This window comes from Xanthobacter sp. DMC47 (assembly GCF_056313845.1).
The window spans coordinates 530566-545152 of sequence record NZ_JBQUZM010000004.1; the positions used below are offsets into that span (position 1 = coordinate 530566).

14 protein-coding genes are annotated in these 14587 nt (G+C 68.7%); 6 read left to right on the forward strand and 8 right to left on the reverse strand.

Annotated features, from left to right (window positions below):
* Window positions 1-413: 413 nt before the first annotated feature.
* A complete protein-coding gene (locus ACT54R_RS14170) occupies window positions 414-2342 on the forward strand; it encodes a sigma-54-dependent Fis family transcriptional regulator (RefSeq protein WP_476327301.1) in 1929 nt (642 codons plus the stop codon).
* A 138-nt stretch (window positions 2343-2480) separates the two neighbouring features.
* Here ACT54R_RS14170 and lhpI read toward each other — a convergent pair whose 3' ends face one another.
* Complete coding sequence (gene lhpI, locus ACT54R_RS14175; RefSeq protein WP_476327303.1) at window positions 2481-3416, reverse strand: bifunctional Delta(1)-pyrroline-2-carboxylate/Delta(1)-piperideine-2-carboxylate reductase; 936 nt, start codon at window positions 3414-3416, stop codon at window positions 2481-2483.
* A gap of 110 nt (window positions 3417-3526) precedes the next feature.
* Between lhpI and ACT54R_RS14180 the strand changes: the two genes are divergently transcribed.
* The 3 genes from ACT54R_RS14180 (at window position 3527) to ligD (ending at window position 7561) form a co-directional block, all read left to right on the forward strand.
* Window positions 3527-3811: a hypothetical protein gene (locus tag ACT54R_RS14180; protein ID WP_168456509.1), complete on the forward strand. Its 285-nt coding sequence runs from the start codon at window positions 3527-3529 to the stop codon at window positions 3809-3811.
* Between the two features lie 222 nt (window positions 3812-4033).
* Window positions 4034-4939 carry a non-homologous end joining protein Ku gene (gene ku / locus ACT54R_RS14185; protein WP_476327305.1) on the forward strand — a complete coding sequence of 302 codons (906 nt, stop codon included), beginning with the start codon at window positions 4034-4036 and terminating at the stop codon, window positions 4937-4939.
* Window positions 4940-4942: 3 nt separating this feature from the next.
* Window positions 4943-7561 (forward strand): DNA ligase D, encoded by a 2619-nt coding sequence (ligD, locus tag ACT54R_RS14190; protein ID WP_476327307.1) that lies wholly within the window; start codon window positions 4943-4945, stop codon window positions 7559-7561.
* A gap of 12 nt (window positions 7562-7573) precedes the next feature.
* Here ligD and ku (ACT54R_RS14195) read toward each other — a convergent pair whose 3' ends face one another.
* The 3 genes from ku (ACT54R_RS14195) to ACT54R_RS14205 are packed head-to-tail and all read right to left on the reverse strand — an operon-like array spanning window position 7574 to window position 8796.
* Window positions 7574-8374 carry a non-homologous end joining protein Ku gene (gene ku / locus ACT54R_RS14195; RefSeq protein ID WP_476327309.1) on the reverse strand — a complete coding sequence of 267 codons (801 nt, stop codon included), beginning with the start codon at window positions 8372-8374 and terminating at the stop codon, window positions 7574-7576.
* A gap of 14 nt (window positions 8375-8388) precedes the next feature.
* Window positions 8389-8577 carry a DUF3008 family protein gene (locus ACT54R_RS14200; protein ID WP_168456505.1) on the reverse strand — a complete coding sequence of 63 codons (189 nt, stop codon included), beginning with the start codon at window positions 8575-8577 and terminating at the stop codon, window positions 8389-8391.
* A gap of 12 nt (window positions 8578-8589) precedes the next feature.
* Window positions 8590-8796: a DUF2934 domain-containing protein gene (locus ACT54R_RS14205; RefSeq protein WP_476327311.1), complete on the reverse strand. Its 207-nt coding sequence runs from the start codon at window positions 8794-8796 to the stop codon at window positions 8590-8592.
* A gap of 133 nt (window positions 8797-8929) precedes the next feature.
* On the opposite strand from ACT54R_RS14205, the gene amaB reads away from it, so the two are divergent.
* Together amaB and eda are read left to right on the forward strand one after the other, a co-directional pair.
* Window positions 8930-10462 (forward strand): L-piperidine-6-carboxylate dehydrogenase, encoded by a 1533-nt coding sequence (gene amaB / locus ACT54R_RS14210; RefSeq protein WP_476327313.1) that lies wholly within the window; start codon window positions 8930-8932, stop codon window positions 10460-10462.
* A 65-nt stretch (window positions 10463-10527) separates the two neighbouring features.
* Window positions 10528-11175: a bifunctional 4-hydroxy-2-oxoglutarate aldolase/2-dehydro-3-deoxy-phosphogluconate aldolase gene (gene eda / locus ACT54R_RS14215; protein WP_476327315.1), complete on the forward strand. Its 648-nt coding sequence runs from the start codon at window positions 10528-10530 to the stop codon at window positions 11173-11175.
* Between the two features lie 80 nt (window positions 11176-11255).
* Here eda and accC read toward each other — a convergent pair whose 3' ends face one another.
* From accC to ACT54R_RS14235, 4 genes are all read right to left on the reverse strand, one after another.
* Window positions 11256-12614, reverse strand: coding sequence for an acetyl-CoA carboxylase biotin carboxylase subunit (gene accC, locus ACT54R_RS14220; RefSeq protein WP_168456501.1), 1359 nt, complete (start codon window positions 12612-12614; stop codon window positions 11256-11258).
* 55 nt (window positions 12615-12669) lie between these two features.
* Entirely contained in the window at window positions 12670-13149 is a 480-nt protein-coding gene (gene accB / locus ACT54R_RS14225; protein WP_210254252.1) for an acetyl-CoA carboxylase biotin carboxyl carrier protein, read from the reverse strand.
* 52 nt (window positions 13150-13201) lie between these two features.
* Entirely contained in the window at window positions 13202-13642 is a 441-nt protein-coding gene (gene aroQ / locus ACT54R_RS14230; protein WP_476327318.1) for a type II 3-dehydroquinate dehydratase, read from the reverse strand.
* Between the two features lie 143 nt (window positions 13643-13785).
* Window positions 13786-14583, reverse strand: coding sequence for a DsbA family protein (locus ACT54R_RS14235; RefSeq protein ID WP_168456499.1), 798 nt, complete (start codon window positions 14581-14583; stop codon window positions 13786-13788).
* Window positions 14584-14587 lie beyond the last annotated feature (4 nt).

Here is a 14587-nt window from a genome sequence, read left to right on the forward strand (position 1 = left end):
TGTCGTGCCGGCGTTGGATTTTTCGGTGCCGGCTCGCAGCATGAGGGGCAGGATGCGTGCCAGCCGCGCTCGACTGTACAAATGCGAGGATTCTCCTGATCTTTTTGCAATGCGTCATGTAATCTGGAAGTCTTCGACTGTCCGATTTCCGGACACTTGTTGTCCGCCGCCCGATCGTTTCAGACAACGACTGCCGTCCGCGCCCCGGCCGGACTTGCGAGCGGCATGAAAGTGCGCGTATTCTCCCGCCAAAGCCGCCGCCGCCGGCCTCGATGCCGGCGGTCAGAACGCGGCACTTCAGGGAGTGAACCCGCCTGCGGGCGCTGCGGCCATTGGCCAAGGCAGCCTGCCGGCCAATGGCTCAGGCGGCGCAAACGGGAACGCCGCGCCGCCCGGCCCGGAGGGCAGAGCTGGTGCCACATCGCGAGATTGCGCGCGCCTGGGAGGCGTTTCACCAGGACGGCGCCGCCTCCGCCGTCATCCGTCCGGCGGTGATGGCGTCCTGGCAGCGCTCCCGCCTTCATCACATCGCCGCCGACCGCCCGGCCGCTCCGCTGGTGAGCGAGGCGGAGCTGTTCCGCCGCCGCCACCAGAACAACCGCCTCGTCACCGCCGCCCGCCCGGCCATGGAGGAGGCGCGCCACCTCCTCTCCGACGCCCATTCCATGCTCATCCTCTCCGACCCGGACGGCACGATCCTGGAGGCGGAGGGCGATGCCCGCGCCCTCGACACGGGGCAGGAGGTGAAGCTCCAGCAGGGCGGCCTGTGGTGCGAGGCGGAGATCGGCACCAACGCCATCGGCACCGCGCTCGCCTGCGGGCGTCCGGTGCAGATCCACGCCGCCGAGCATTTCTGCGCCCCCGTCCAGCGCTGGACCTGCGCGGCGGCGCCCGTGCGCCACCCGCTCGACAAGGAGATCATCGGCGCGGTGGACATTTCCGGCTCCACCGACACCTTCAATCCGCAGAACCTTGCCCATGCCGTGGCCCTCGCCCACCAGATCGAGGCGGTGCTGGGACGGCGCATGGAGATGGAGCACGAGCAGGTGCTGCGCCATTTCCTCTCCAAGCGCTCGCTCTGGCTCACCGAGGAAATCCTCGCCTTCGGCCGCTCCGGCGCGCTGATCTATTCCACCGACCGCGCCCTGAAGGAGGCGGCTCGGCGCTCGGACCGCCTCATCGCCGACGGCCGCCTCGCGGCGCTCAAGGACGTGACGCCCGACGCCTGGGCGGCGCGCATCGCCCAGCTGCTGCCCGGCGCCAGTGTCGAGATCGTGCGGGAGGACGGCGAGGAGATCGGCGGCGTGGTGGTGCTCCATGCGGCGCGCCGTCCGAAACCCGCCCCGCGCGATCCGGCGCGCGAGCTGGAGCCCCTCGCCTTCGACGCCATCATCGGCGAGAGCCCGATTATGCAAGAGGTGAAGGCCAAGGCCCGCCGCATGGCGGAAAGCGGCCTGCCCATCCTGCTGGAAGGCGAGACGGGCGTGGGCAAGGAGGTCTTCGCCCGCGCCATCCATGGCGTGCGCGCGCCGGCCGGGCCGTTCGTGCCGCTCAATTGCGGCGGGCTCCCGCGCGATCTCATCGCCAGCGAATTGTTCGGCTACGAGAAGGGCGCCTTCACCGGCGCCGACGCCGCCGGCAAGCAGGGCAAGGTGGAGGCGGCGGACGGCGGCCTGCTCTGCCTCGACGAGATCGGCGAGATGCCGCTGGAGCTGCAATCCTACCTGCTGCGCGTGCTGGAGGATGGCGTGGTCTACCGCGTGGGCGGCCACACCGGACGGCGGGTGGACCTGCGCCTCGTCTCCATGACCAATCGCGACCTCTCCGGCGAGGTCGCCGCCGGGCGCTTCCGGAAAGACCTGTTTTATCGCATCGCCGCGCTGCGCCTGCGCATTCCCCCGCTGCGCGAGCGGGGAGACGACGTGCTGCTGCTGCTCGATCACATCGGCCGCAGCGCCGCCGCCCGCGCCGGCCTTCCCGCCCCGCGCTTCACACAGGCCGCCCGCGCGGCTCTTGCCGCCTATTCGTGGCCGGGCAATGTGCGCGAGTTGCGCAACGTGGTGGAAATGCTGATCGCCATGGGTAGTGCCGACGCGCCCATCGATGTCGGCGACCTGCCGCCGGAGATCGCCACCGCCGCCACCGCCGCGCCCCCCGCCACCGATCTGCGCACCGTGGAGGAAGCCGCCATCCGCGCCGCCGTGGAAGCCTGCGGCGGCAACCTCACCCGCGCCGCCCGCCGCCTCGGCATCGCCCGCTCGACGCTCTACATGCGCCTTGCCGCGCTGGAGGCGAAGCGGGAGGGAGAGGGGGCGGGCGACGCAGCCGTGGCCCGCTTATGAACCAGCCGTCATGGCCGGGCTCGTCCCGGCCATCCACGTGGAACGGCCGGGAACAGCACTCGGGTATCGCTCCCTCGACCCAGTGGATGCCCCGGACAGGCCGTGGCATGACAGTGCGCGAGGGGCGACGGACGCCCCCTACCGCCCCGCCACCATCTCCGCCGCCACCAGATCCTCGATGGCCGCGCCCACGGACTTGAACACGGTGATCGCGCCCGCGTCCGCCCGCCCCTGCTTCGTGCCGGCGCACAGCTCATAGAGATCGGCCTTCACCTGGTCCTTCGACCACACCCCCGCCGCCACCGGCAGCAAGAGGTCGCCGGCCTCGCCGAGGGCGCCGGCATAGGTGTCCACATAGACGTCGCTGGCGAGGATGAGCGCGTCGTCGCTCTCGCGCATGGTGGGGGTGAAGGCGCCCACGAGGTCCACATGGGTGCCTCCCTTCACATCCCGCCCGAGGATCAGCGGATCGTCGGAGGTGGTGGCGCTGGTGATGATATCGGCGGCGGCGACGGCCGCCGACAGGTCGCGCGCGGGCTCGGCCGGCAGGCCCAGCGCGGCAAGCCGTTCCGCCATGGCGGCGGCGCGCTCCGGCGCCCGGCCCCACACCAGCACGCGGCGGATGGGCCGCACGGCGCAATGGCCCTGCGCCAGCTGGAAGGCGAGATTGCCGGTGCCCACCACGGTCAGCGTCTCGCTGTCCATGCGCGAGAGGAAGGTGGAGGCCAGCGCCGATGTCGCCGCCGTCCGCCGGTTGGTGAGCGCATCGGCCTCGATGATGGCCGTGGGCACGCCGGTGGTGCCGTCGAACAGGGCATAGACGCCATGCACCGCGCCGAGCCCCTTGGCGCCATTGGCCGGGAAGACGTTCACCAGCTTCACGCCGAACACCGCGCCGGGCCGCCACGCTGGCATGGTAAGGAGCCGGCCGGGCGTCGCCTCATTGCCCACATGGTGGACGCCGCGCACCGGCGATTCCACCTCCGCCGCCGCGAAGGCCGCCCGCAGCGCCGGCACCAGACGCTCATAGGTGAGCGCCGCCTCGACCGCGCCCGCGTCGTAGAATGCGACCATCCCGCCTCTCCTTTCCGGAAACCTCTTCTAGACCATGGGAGGTCGTGCGCTGCAACGGCGCGGAACCAAAGGGCCGCGCGGCCACTTGGTTCTGCAAAGGAGACTTAGCCATGCACCACGATGCAGCGAGCCGCGGACCCATCCGCCATTTCCTCCACGAGGCCGGCAACTTCTTCCACGCGCCGCCGGGCTCCGAGCCCATCCTTGAATGGCGCGCGAAGGCGACGGGCAGCCAGGTTCTGGTCTGCGACGGCATGCCGGTCGCCCGCCTCGATTGCCACGACCGGCGCTGGAGCTGGCGGGTGCTCGACGATGCCTCGGCGCCGATCCGCGCCGGGTCCGAAGCCGAAGCCCGGCTGCTGGCCACCTTCTACGCGCGGCGCCTGCATGGATGAGGCTTCTCTCCCTTTGCACCGGCGTCATCCCCCGGCTCGTCCGGGGGATCCACGGAAGGGCAGGGGCAGGTCTGCGATCTTGCGCACCCTTTTCGCGGGGGAGTGGATGGCCCGGACGAGCCGGGCCATGACGGCTCCTGAAAGAACCGATTTCCCTTGCCCGCGCCGCCGCGCGGGTGTGCTCTGACAACAGGTGAGAGAAGGCCTGCAACGAGGGGCGAGATGGCGCCACGGGCGAGCTGGAAGGGATTTCTCACGGTCGGCGCGCTGAGCTGCGCCGTCGGCCTCTATGCGGCCGCCTCCACCTCCGAGCGCATCAGCCTGCATATGGTGAACCGCAAAAGCGGCCATCGCCTGCGCCGGCAATATGTGGACGAGGAAACCGGCAAGCCGGTCGAGAATGACGATCAGGTGCGGGGCTACGAGGTCTCCAAGGGCGAATACATCACCATCGAGCCGGAAGAGGCGGCGGCGGTCCTCCCTGACAACGACAAGACCATTTCCATCGACGCCTTCCTGCCATGTGACGGCATCGACACGGTGTATCTCGACCGCCCCTATTTCCTCGCCCCGGTGGATGAGGCCGCCGCCGAGGTGTTCGACCTCCTGAAGCGCGGCATGGCCGCCCAGAAGGTGGCGGCGCTGGGCGAGGCCCTGCTGTTCCGCCGCGTCCGCCGGCTTCTCATCCGCCCCACCGGCGAGGGTGGTGCGCTGCTCGCCTCCACCCTCTCCTTCGACTACGAGGTGCGCTCGGCGCAGGAGGCCTTCGCCGACGTGCCGGAGGTGAAGATCACCGGCGAAATGCGCGATCTCGCGACCCACATCATCAAGACCAAGGCCGGCAGATTCGATCCCGACGCCTATCCGGACCGCTACGAGGCTGCCCTGGCCGAGCTGGTGCGCGCCAAGATGGAGGGCAAGCCCCTGCCCAAGGCGCCGCCGCGCAAGGAAGAAAAGGTGGTGGACCTGCTGGAGGCCCTGCGCGCCAGCGCCAAGGCCTCAGGTGGCGCGAGTGGGAAGGCCGCCGGCGGAAGCGGCAAGAAGGCGCCCGCCAAAGCCAAGGCCAGCAAGACGGCCGCCGCCGAGAAACCCGCGCCCTCCCGCAAGACCACCCGCAAGGCGAGCTGAGCCATGGCCGACCTTGACCGCTACCGCGCCAAGCGCGACTTCGCCGCCACCCCCGAGCCCTCCGGCGCCGCCCGGCGCAAGGCAAAGGGCGAGGCGGCGCGGCCGGAAGGTTCGTTCGTCATCCAGAAGCATGCGGCGCGGCGCCTGCATTATGACTTCCGGCTGGAGATGGATGGCGTGCTCAAGAGCTGGGCCGTGACCCGCGGCCCCAGCCTTGTGCCCGGCGAGAAGCGCCTCGCCGTGCATGTGGAGGACCATCCCCTCGACTACGGCGGCTTCGAGGGCTCCATCCCCAAGGGCCAGTATGGCGGCGGCAACGTCATCATCTGGGACCGCGGCACCTGGACCCCCATCGGCGATCCGCACAAGGCCTATGCCAAGGGGCATATGGAATTCACCCTGGACGGCGAGAAGCTCCATGGCCGCTGGCATCTGGTGCGGATGCACCCGCGGGGCGGGGAGAAGAAGGAGAACTGGCTCCTCATCAAGGCCGAGGACGAATTCGCCCGACCCGAGGGCGCGCCGGACATCCTCGAGGAGGAGCCGCTCTCCGTCGTCTCCGGCCGGGCCGTGGACGCCCTTTCGGAGGATGATCCCCCGCCGAAGAAGCGCGCCGCCAAGGCCGGGGCGGCTACGAAGAAGGCCGCGCCCAAATCCACCGTAGCGAAGTCCTCCGTGGCGAAGTCCCCCATGGAGAACTCCCCTGCCCCACCCGCCGACGATCCTCCATCTGGTGGCGCGAGGGGGACCACCGGCGCGCCCCTCACCCGCCCGAAGGGTGCGAAAGTCGCCCCCCTCCCCGTCTTCGTGCCGCCCGCGCTGGCGACTCTCGCGACCAAGGCGCCGGCCGGCACACGATACCTCCACGAGATCAAGTTCGACGGCTACCGCATCCAGGCCCGGGTCGAAAACGACAAGGTGCGCCTCCTCACCCGCACCGGACTGGACTGGACTGACCGATTCGGCACCGGCATCCCTGCCGAACTCACCCGATTCCCCATCCGAACCGCGCTTTTCGATGGTGAAATCGTCGTGGAATCCGGCAATGGCGCCACCGATTTCTCCGCCCTTCAGGCCGATCTTTCGGAGGGGCGCAGCGACCGTTTCGTCTATTACGTCTTCGATCTTCTCCACCTCGACGGCCACGACCTGACCCCGCTCCCCCTCAAGGATCGCAAGGACTTGCTGGAAAAACTGGTGGGTGAAACCGGGGACAAGGTGCGCTACAGCGCCCATTTTGAGGACGACGGCGCCCTCGTCCTGCGCCACGCCTGCCGCCTGAGCCTCGAAGGGGTGGTCTCGAAGCTGAAAAATGCGCCGTACCACAGCGGCCGGACGCACGACTGGATCAAGTCCAAGTGCCTGGAACGACAGGAATTTGTGGTGGGCGGCTTCGTCCCGTCCACCACCTCGCGCACCGCCATCGGCTCGCTGGCGCTGGGGGTGTTCGAGACCGGCAAGCTGCGCTATGTGGGACGGGTCGGAACGGGCTTCACCCAGCGCGTCGCTGCCGACCTCTACAAGCTGTTAGCCGCTGAAAAGATTGATGTTTCTCCCTTCTCTGGCAAGCTGACCGCGGAGGAAACGCGGGGCGTCACCTTCGTTGAGCCACGCCATGTGGCGGAGGTGGAGTTCGGTGCCTGGACCGGGGACGGCCACCTGCGCCACGCCGCCTTCCGCGGTCTGCGCGAAGACAAGCCGGCGACGGAGATCGTGCGGGAAAAACCTGCCGAAACAAAGACTTCTGACCCACCCGCACCGCAGCTCCGGGTGCGCCTCACCCATCCGGACCGGGTCTACTGGCCGGATGTCGGCCTCACCAAGGAAGGGCTGGCGGACTATTACGCGCAGGTCTGGCGCACCATGGCCCCCTTTGTCACCGGCCGCCCTCTGGCGCTGGTGCGCTGCCCGGAGGGCATTGAAGGTCAACGCTTTTTCCAGAAGCACCCGTGGAAGGGGATGGACAAGAACATCCTCCAGGTGCCCGATCCCAAGGAGAAGGACGAAGCCCCCTTCGTCGCCATCCGCGACCTCGACGGCCTGACCGCCCTGGTGCAGGGCGCGGCCCTGGAAATCCATCCGTTCGGGGCGACGCTTGCGGACTGGGAGCGGCCGGACATCCTCACCATGGACCTCGATCCCGCCGACGATGTGCCGTGGCGGGACGTGATCGCTGCGGCTCAGGAAGTAAAGCAAAGGCTTGAGGGGAAAGGGCTTTCCGCCTTCCTGAAAACCTCCGGCGGCAAGGGCCTGCACGTCTGTGCGCCGCTCCGGCCCAAGGCCGACTGGACCCGCTTGAAGGCCTTCACCAAGCAGATGGCCGAGGAAATGGCGGCCGACAGCCCGGAGCATTTCGTCGCCACCATCAGCAAGGCCAAGCGCAAGGGTAGGATTCTCATAGATTATTTGCGTAACCAGCGGGGCGCGACGGCGGTGGCGCCTTATTCCACACGGGCTCGGCCGGGGGCCCCGGTGTCCATGCCGCTGGCGTGGGAGGAACTGGGCGAGGCCATCGGCCCGCAGCATTTCAATGTCGGCAACGCCATGGCGCGGCTGATGAATCTCAGCCAGGACCCGTGGGGCGATTTCCGCGCCGCCGCGGTGCCGCTGGCACCCGCGTGAAGCCACCCGGCGCTACTTCCGCTTGCCCTTCTCCGCGGAAAGGCTGCGGCGCAACGCATCCATGATGCTCACCACATTGCCCCCGGAGGGGGCCTCAGCGGTTGGCTTGGCTGCCTTCTTCGCCGGACGCTTCTTGCGCTTGGAGGCGATAAGATCCATAAGCCCGGCCTGCACGGGGTCATGCACCATCTCCGGCTCAAAGGCTTGCGTGCGCTCGGAAATCAGCGTCTTGACGAGGCCGAGCGCAGCCTTGTCCGGCGCCTCCCGCGCTTCCGGCGCGCCATCGAATTCGCGCACCTCATCCTCGTAGCGCAGGGTCCAAAGGATGAGCCCGCTGGCGCGCGGCTCCAACATCACGCCGCGCTCGCGGCGATACATGACCAGGCGCGAAAGCGCCGCCGTCTTGGTTTCCTCCATGGCGGACCGGATGACGGCAAAGGCTTCCGCCCCAACGGCGTCGTCGGGAACGAGATAGTGCGGCTTGTCCAAGTAGACCCAGCCGATGCTGTCGCGCGGGACGAAGCTCTCGATGTCGATCGTGCGGGTCGACTCGAGCGCGATGTCGTCGAGTTCTTCATCCTCGACAAGTACATAGCTGTCGTCACCCGTCTGGTAGCCGCGCGCCTCGTCGGCCTCGGCAATCGGCTTGCCGGAGCCCTCGTCCACGTAGCGGGAGACGATGCGGTTGCCCGTCTCCCGGTTCAAGGTGTGAAAACGCACCTTTTCCCGCTCGGATGTAGCCGGTGTCATGGCCACCCGGCAGGTCACGAGCGAGAGCTTCAGGTAGCCCTTCCAGAAGGCGCGCGGCGCCATGGACCGCTTACCGGTCAGTCTTTGGAAACATGGGACGGCTTGCCCTTCTGCTTGGTCGCGGCAAGGTCATGAAGCTCCTTCTCGCTCATGGAGTCCACCATCTCGCGGGAGGCCCCCTTGAGGGAGGATTTCTTGCGCTCGCCCTTCTTGACGGACAGGGCGGCGCCTGCCGCCATCTGCTGGGCCTTTGATTTTGCTGGCATTTGAAGCCTCCCTCAGTAAGAGCGCCGGCCCTTCAGGATTTCCAGTTCCGCCCGCTCCCAATATTCGCGGTCGCGGCCCTGCGGGCAGCCGTCCTCCCGCCAGAGCGCGTGGGCGCGCCACCGGATGCGGTCGCGCTCCGTATCGGAGAGGCCCTGCATGGCATTGGCGGTCTGGCCAGGCTCGGCGGTAATCGGGCTCGAGTTGTTGGCGTGGGGCATTCTCGTTCCTCCGCGCAAAAGTCGGCGCGCACGCGCGCTTCGCCCCCTCGCCCAAAACCCTGCCCCGCGCGCGATGGTTCCCGCAGCCATGCGGGACGGCTAGAACAGGCCAAATCAGAATGAGGAGACGACCATGGCGCGCTTTCCCGTCACCGGCGAAATCGAAGCGGACGCAGACGCCCTGTTGGCGCGGCTCGGCATCCCGGCCGACCGCCTCAAAGGGGCGCGCGAGGCGGTGACGCCGCTGTCCGGGGAAGTCATTGCCCGTATCACGGAGATGGACGCCCCCGCGGTTCAGGAGGCCATCGGCCGCGCCCATGCCGCCTTCCTCCAGTGGCGCCTGGTGCCGGCGCCGCGGCGCGGCGAACTCGTGCGCCTGTTCGGCGAGGAATTGCGCACCGCCAAGGCCGACCTTGCCGCGCTGGTGACGCTGGAGGCCGGCAAGATCACCTCCGAGGGCCTCGGCGAGGTGCAGGAGATGATCGACATCTGCGACTTCGCCACCGGCCTCTCCCGCCAGCTTCACGGCCTCACCATCGCCACCGAGCGGCCGGACCACCGGATGATGGAGACGTGGCACCCCATAGGGGTGGTGGGCGTCATCTCTGCCTTCAACTTTCCCGTCGCCGTGTGGGCATGGAATGCCGCGCTGGCGCTGGTTTGCGGAAATTCGGTGGTGTGGAAGCCGTCGGAAAAGACGCCGCTGACCGCTCTCGCCGTGAACGCGATCTTCGCCCGCGCCGCCGACCGCTTCGGCGGTGTGCCGGAGGGGCTCTCCACCCTGGTGCTGGGCGGCCGCGCGGCGGGCGAGGCGCTGGTGGACGATGCGCGGGTGCCGGTCGTCTCAGCCACCGGCTCCACCGCAATGGGCCGGCATGTGGGGCCGCGTGTGGCGCAGCGCTTCGGGCGGGCGATCCTCGAGCTGGGCGGCAACAATGCCGCCATCGTCTGCCCCTCCGCTGATCTCAACCTGACGCTGCGCGCCGTCGCCTTCGCCGCCATGGGCACGGCCGGCCAGCGCTGCACCACCCTGCGTCGGCTGATGGTGCATGACAGCGTCTATGACGCGCTCCTGCCCCGCCTGAAGTCCGCCTATGCCTCGGTAAGCGTGGGCGATCCCCGCGCGGAGGGGACTTTGGTGGGTCCGCTCATCGATGCCGGCGCGTTCGAGGCCATGCAGGTGGCGCTGGAGGCCGCGCGCGCAGCCGGCGGCATCGTCACGGGAGGGGAGAGGTTGGGGGCCGAGTTCGCGCTCGATGGCTATTATGTCCGGCCCGCGCTGGTGGAAATGCCGGCCCAGACGGACACGGTGGCGGCGGAGACCTTCGCGCCCATCCTCTATGTGCTGCGCTACACCGACCTTGCCGACGCCATCCGCCTCAACAACGAGGTGCCGCAAGGCCTCGCCTCGGCCATCTTCACCACGGACCTGCGCGAGGCGGAACGTTTCCTCTCGGCGGCAGGGTCGGATTGCGGTATCGCCAACGTGAACATCGGCCCGTCTGGCGCGGAAATCGGGGGCGCCTTCGGGGGCGAGAAGGAGACCGGCGGCGGACGCGAGGCGGGCTCCGACAGCTGGAAGGCCTACATGCGCCGCGCGACCAACACCATCAATTATGGCGACCGCCTGCCGCTCGCCCAGGGCGTGACCTTCGACGTGGGATGAGCGGAGCGATTGGGGCTCGACATGACGGCACGACTGCGCTTCAAACGATTTAACGGAGATACCCCATGAGCCTTCCGAGCCCCCTTTCCTTCGTCGCCAAGGCCCCGGTGGTGCCGGTGGTGGTCATCGAGCGGCTTGAGGATGCCGTGCCCCTCGCCCGCGCGCTGGTGGAGGGCGGCCTGCCGCTCATCGAGGTCACGCTGCGCACGCCCGTCGCCCTCGAAGCACTGCGCCTGATTGCGGCCGAGGTGGAAGGTGCCATCGCCGGCGCCGGCACCGTCACAACCCGCGCGCAGATCGAGGCGACCATCGGGGCGGGCGCTACCTTCCTCGTCAGCCCGGGTACGACGCCGGAGCTGGCGGCCGCCTTCACCGAGACACCGATTCCGGTGATGGCCGGCTGCGCCACGGCGTCCGAGGCCATGCGGCTGGCGGAATTGGGCTTTGAGGTGCTGAAGTTCTTCCCGGCCGAGGCCTCGGGCGGCGCGGCCTTCCTGAAGTCCATCGCCGGTCCCCTGCCCCACCTGCGCTTCTGCCCGACGGGCGGCATCGGCCCCGCGAATGCGGGCGACTATCTCGCCCTGCCCAACGTGGTGGCCGTTGGCGGCTCCTGGGTGGTGCCGACGGATGCGATCCGCGCCGGCAACTTCGCCAAGGTGCGCGAGCTTGCGGCGGCAGCGGCCCAGCTCAAGCGAGCGGCCAAATTCGGCTGAGCAGGCGCCTCTCCTGAAACAAAAAGCCCGGCGATCACGCCGGGCTTTTTCATTTTGGGAGCGGTGTCAGATAGCTTTCGTCAGCCGACGGTCTTGCCTTCGCCCTCGGCGAGGAAGTGCTCCAGCCAGTGGATGTCGTACTGCCCCTCGGCGATGGCGCGGGTGCGCACCAGGGTCCGGAACAGGGGCAGTGTCGTGTCGATGCCGTCCACCACGAACTCGTCCAGCGCCCGGCGCAGCCGGCGCAGGCACTCGTCCCGCGTCTTGCCGTGGACGATGAGCTTGCCCACGAGGCTGTCGTAGGTGGGCGGGATGACGTAGCCCTGATAGGCGTTGGAATCCACGCGGATGCCGAGGCCTCCGGGCACGTGATAGTGCGTGATCTTGCCCGGCGAAGGGCGGAAGGTGGTCGGGTGCTCGGCGTTCACGCGGCACTCGATGGCGTGGCCTTCCATCACCACGTCGCTCTGCTTCAGCGTCAGCTCCTCGCCGGCGGCGACGCGGATCTGCTCGTTGATGAGGTCGATGCCGGTGACCATCTCCGTCACCGGATGCTCCACCTGGATGCGGGTGTTCATCTCGATGAAGTAGAACTCGCCGTTCTCGTAGAGGAATTCGATCGTGCCGACGCCGAGATAGCCGAGCTTGCGCATGGCGCTGGCGCAGGTCTCGCCGATCTGAGCCCGCTGAGCCGCGGTGATGACGGGCGACGGCGCCTCTTCCCATACCTTCTGATGGCGGCGCTGGAGCGAGCAGTCGCGCTCGCCGAGATGGATGGCGTGGCCCTTCCCGTCGCCCAGCACCTGCACCTCGATGTGGCGCGGGGTGCCGAGGTATTTCTCCAGGTAGACGGCATCGTCGCCGAAGGCGGCCTTCGCCTCGGTGCGGGCGGTAGAGAGGGCCTGCGACAGGTCGTCGGCGGTCAGGGCCACCTTCATGCCGCGCCCGCCGCCGCCCGCGGCGGCCTTCACCAGCACCGGAAAGCCGATTTCGGCTGCGACGCGGTGCGCCTCCTCGTCCGAATGGATGCCGCCGTCGGAGCCGGGCACCACGGGAATGCCGAGGGCCTGCGCCGTCTTCTTGGCCTCGATCTTGTCGCCCATGATGCGGATGTGCTCCGCCTTGGGCCCAATGAAATGGATGTTGTGATCGGCCAGAATCTCGGCGAAGCGGGCGTTTTCGGCGAGGAAGCCGTAGCCCGGATGCACCGCATCCGCCCCGGTGATCTCGCAGGCGGCGAGCAGCGAGGGAATGTTGAGATAGCTCTCGCGGGCCGGCGGCGGGCCGATGCACACGCTTTCATCCGCAAGACGCACGTGCATGGCGTCGGCATCGGCGGTGGAATGCACCGCCACCGTCGCGATGCCCAGCTCCTTGCAGGCGCGCAGGATGCGCAGCGCGATCTCGCCGCGGTTGGCGATGAGGATTTTTCTGAACATCAGCGGTGCGTGCCTTGTGGGTGCCTGCGGGTGGGCCTGCCTCGTCTGGTCGCGCTCATTCGATGATGAGCAGGGGCTCGCCGTATTCCACCGGCTGCGCGTTGCCCACGAGGATGCGCGTCACGGTTCCGGAGCGCGGCGCGGGGATGGCGTTCATGGTCTTCATCGCCTCGACGATGAGCACGGTCTGCCCCTCGCGCACGCTCGCGCCCACCTCGATGAAGGGAGCGGCGCCGGGCTCGGCGGCGAGATAGGCGGTGCCCACCATGGGGGAGGCAACGACGCCGGGATGCTTGGAGAGGTCCGCCGGGGCTTCGGCCGCAACAGCCGGCGCGGCCGCTGCGACGGGGGCGGCCGCCGGATAAGGAGCGGCGTAGGGGGCTCCCTGGGCGATGGTGACCGGGGCGGGCGCGCGCACCACGCGGATGCGCAGGCCCTCGTGCTCCACCTCGATCTCGGTCAGGTCGCTGCCCGAGAGGAGATCGGCGATCTCCTTGACGATGGCGGTGTCGATGGGAGGGTTGGAGGGCTTCATGATGTTCCTGGCTCTGGCCGGCCATGGGGCCGCGCGAGGGCGTTGAGGGATCTTAAGGGGTCTGCGGCAGGCCGGCGATGGCGCGCAGGCCCAGCACATAGCTCTGGGGTCCGAAGCCGCAGATCACTCCGCGGACGACGGGCGACAGGTAGGAATGGTGGCGGAAGTCTTCCCGTGCGAACACGTTGGACAAATGCACCTCGATGGTCGCCACCCCCACCGCGGACACCGCATCGCGCAGCGCGACGGAGGTGTGGGTGTAGGCAGCGGCGTTGAGGACAATGCCCCGCGCACCGCGGGCCGCCTGGATGAAATCCACCAGCGCGCCTTCCGAATTGGTCTGGCGGAAGACGATGTCGAAGCCCAGCGCTTCGCCCTCGGCCCGGCACAGCGCCTCGACATCGGCAAGCGTCGCCGCGCCATAGATGCCGGGCTCGCGGGTACCGAGCAGGTTGAGGTTGGGCCCGTTCAGGACGTGGACGGTTTCTGTCATCCGTGCGTGATCTGCCACCGGCCTCCTGTCGGCCGGGTCGCAGCCTTATAGGGGTGCGCGCGCCCGATGGAAAGAGTGCCCGCGGAACGGGCGGCCAAGGCGGCCGCCCCCATCCGTGAGCATTCGGGCGGGTGACGCCCCTTCTACTTGCCCGTCTGCTTGCTGCGGGCGTCGGCGACGGCGGCCTTCAGCTTGTCGAAGCCGACGGCGCCGATCACCACCTGATCGCCGATCACGTAGGACGGCGTGCCGTTGAGCGAGAGCGCCTCGGCGATCTTCATGCTCTCATCAAGGGTGGCGTTCAGCTCGGGCGAGGTAGCCTGCTTCTGGATCAGCGCCGGGTCGATGCCGACCTCCTTCGCCGCCGCCAGCGCCTTGGCGCGATCGGCCTGGCCGCGACCGCCGAGCAGGGCCTGATGGAACGCCATGTACTTCTCGGGGGCCACCATGCGCACGGCGACGGCCACCTGCGCGGCCTCGACCGAGCCCTGGCCGAGCACCGGGAATTCCTTCAGCACCACGCGGAGCTTCGGATCCTGCTTGATGAGGTCCTGAAGGTCCGACAGCGCCTTTTTGCAATAGCCGCAATTGTAGTCGAAGAACTCGACCAGCGTGACGTCGCCCTGCGGATTGCCGGCGACGATGCCGCGCGGGCTCGACAACAGCAGCGGCTTCAGCTCGGCCACCGCCTTGCTGCGCTGGGTCGCGTCGGCCACCATCTGCCGGCTTTCCAGCACGGAGATGGCTTCCTGGAGCACTTCCGGGTTCTGGATCAGATACTCGCGGATGATGCCGCCGAGTTCCTTCTTCTCCTCGTCCGTGAAGGCAGCGGCCGGGCTGGCGGCAAGGAAGAGGGCCGGCAGGGCGGCCAGCGCCAGCGCGGAAAGGCGGGCGGCGAGGTGCCGAAAGCCGGTTCGGGCCAGGCCCGTGGGGGAGAACATGCGG

What these genes read in the sequence shown, in the direction of transcription:
- lhpI (WP_476327303.1), bottom strand. Translation starts at nt 3,416, where the DNA reads ATGGTCGCATTCTACGACGCGGGCGCGGTCGAGGCGGCGCTCACCTAT.
- ACT54R_RS14180 (WP_168456509.1), top strand. Translation starts at nt 3,527, where the DNA reads ATGCACCACGATGCAGCGAGCCGCGGACCCATCCGCCATTTCCTCCAC.
- ku (WP_476327305.1), top strand. Translation starts at nt 4,034, where the DNA reads ATGGCGCCACGGGCGAGCTGGAAGGGATTTCTCACGGTCGGCGCGCTG.
- ligD (WP_476327307.1), top strand. Translation starts at nt 4,943, where the DNA reads ATGGCCGACCTTGACCGCTACCGCGCCAAGCGCGACTTCGCCGCCACC.
- ku (WP_476327309.1), bottom strand. Translation starts at nt 8,374, where the DNA reads ATGGCGCCGCGCGCCTTCTGGAAGGGCTACCTGAAGCTCTCGCTCGTG.
- ACT54R_RS14200 (WP_168456505.1), bottom strand. Translation starts at nt 8,577, where the DNA reads ATGCCAGCAAAATCAAAGGCCCAGCAGATGGCGGCAGGCGCCGCCCTG.
- ACT54R_RS14205 (WP_476327311.1), bottom strand. Translation starts at nt 8,796, where the DNA reads ATGCCCCACGCCAACAACTCGAGCCCGATTACCGCCGAGCCTGGCCAG.
- amaB (WP_476327313.1), top strand. Translation starts at nt 8,930, where the DNA reads ATGGCGCGCTTTCCCGTCACCGGCGAAATCGAAGCGGACGCAGACGCC.
- eda (WP_476327315.1), top strand. Translation starts at nt 10,528, where the DNA reads ATGAGCCTTCCGAGCCCCCTTTCCTTCGTCGCCAAGGCCCCGGTGGTG.
- accC (WP_168456501.1), bottom strand. Translation starts at nt 12,614, where the DNA reads ATGTTCAGAAAAATCCTCATCGCCAACCGCGGCGAGATCGCGCTGCGC.
- accB (WP_210254252.1), bottom strand. Translation starts at nt 13,149, where the DNA reads ATGAAGCCCTCCAACCCTCCCATCGACACCGCCATCGTCAAGGAGATC.
- aroQ (WP_476327318.1), bottom strand. Translation starts at nt 13,642, where the DNA reads ATGACAGAAACCGTCCACGTCCTGAACGGGCCCAACCTCAACCTGCTC.
- ACT54R_RS14235 (WP_168456499.1), bottom strand. Translation starts at nt 14,583, where the DNA reads ATGTTCTCCCCCACGGGCCTGGCCCGAACCGGCTTTCGGCACCTCGCC.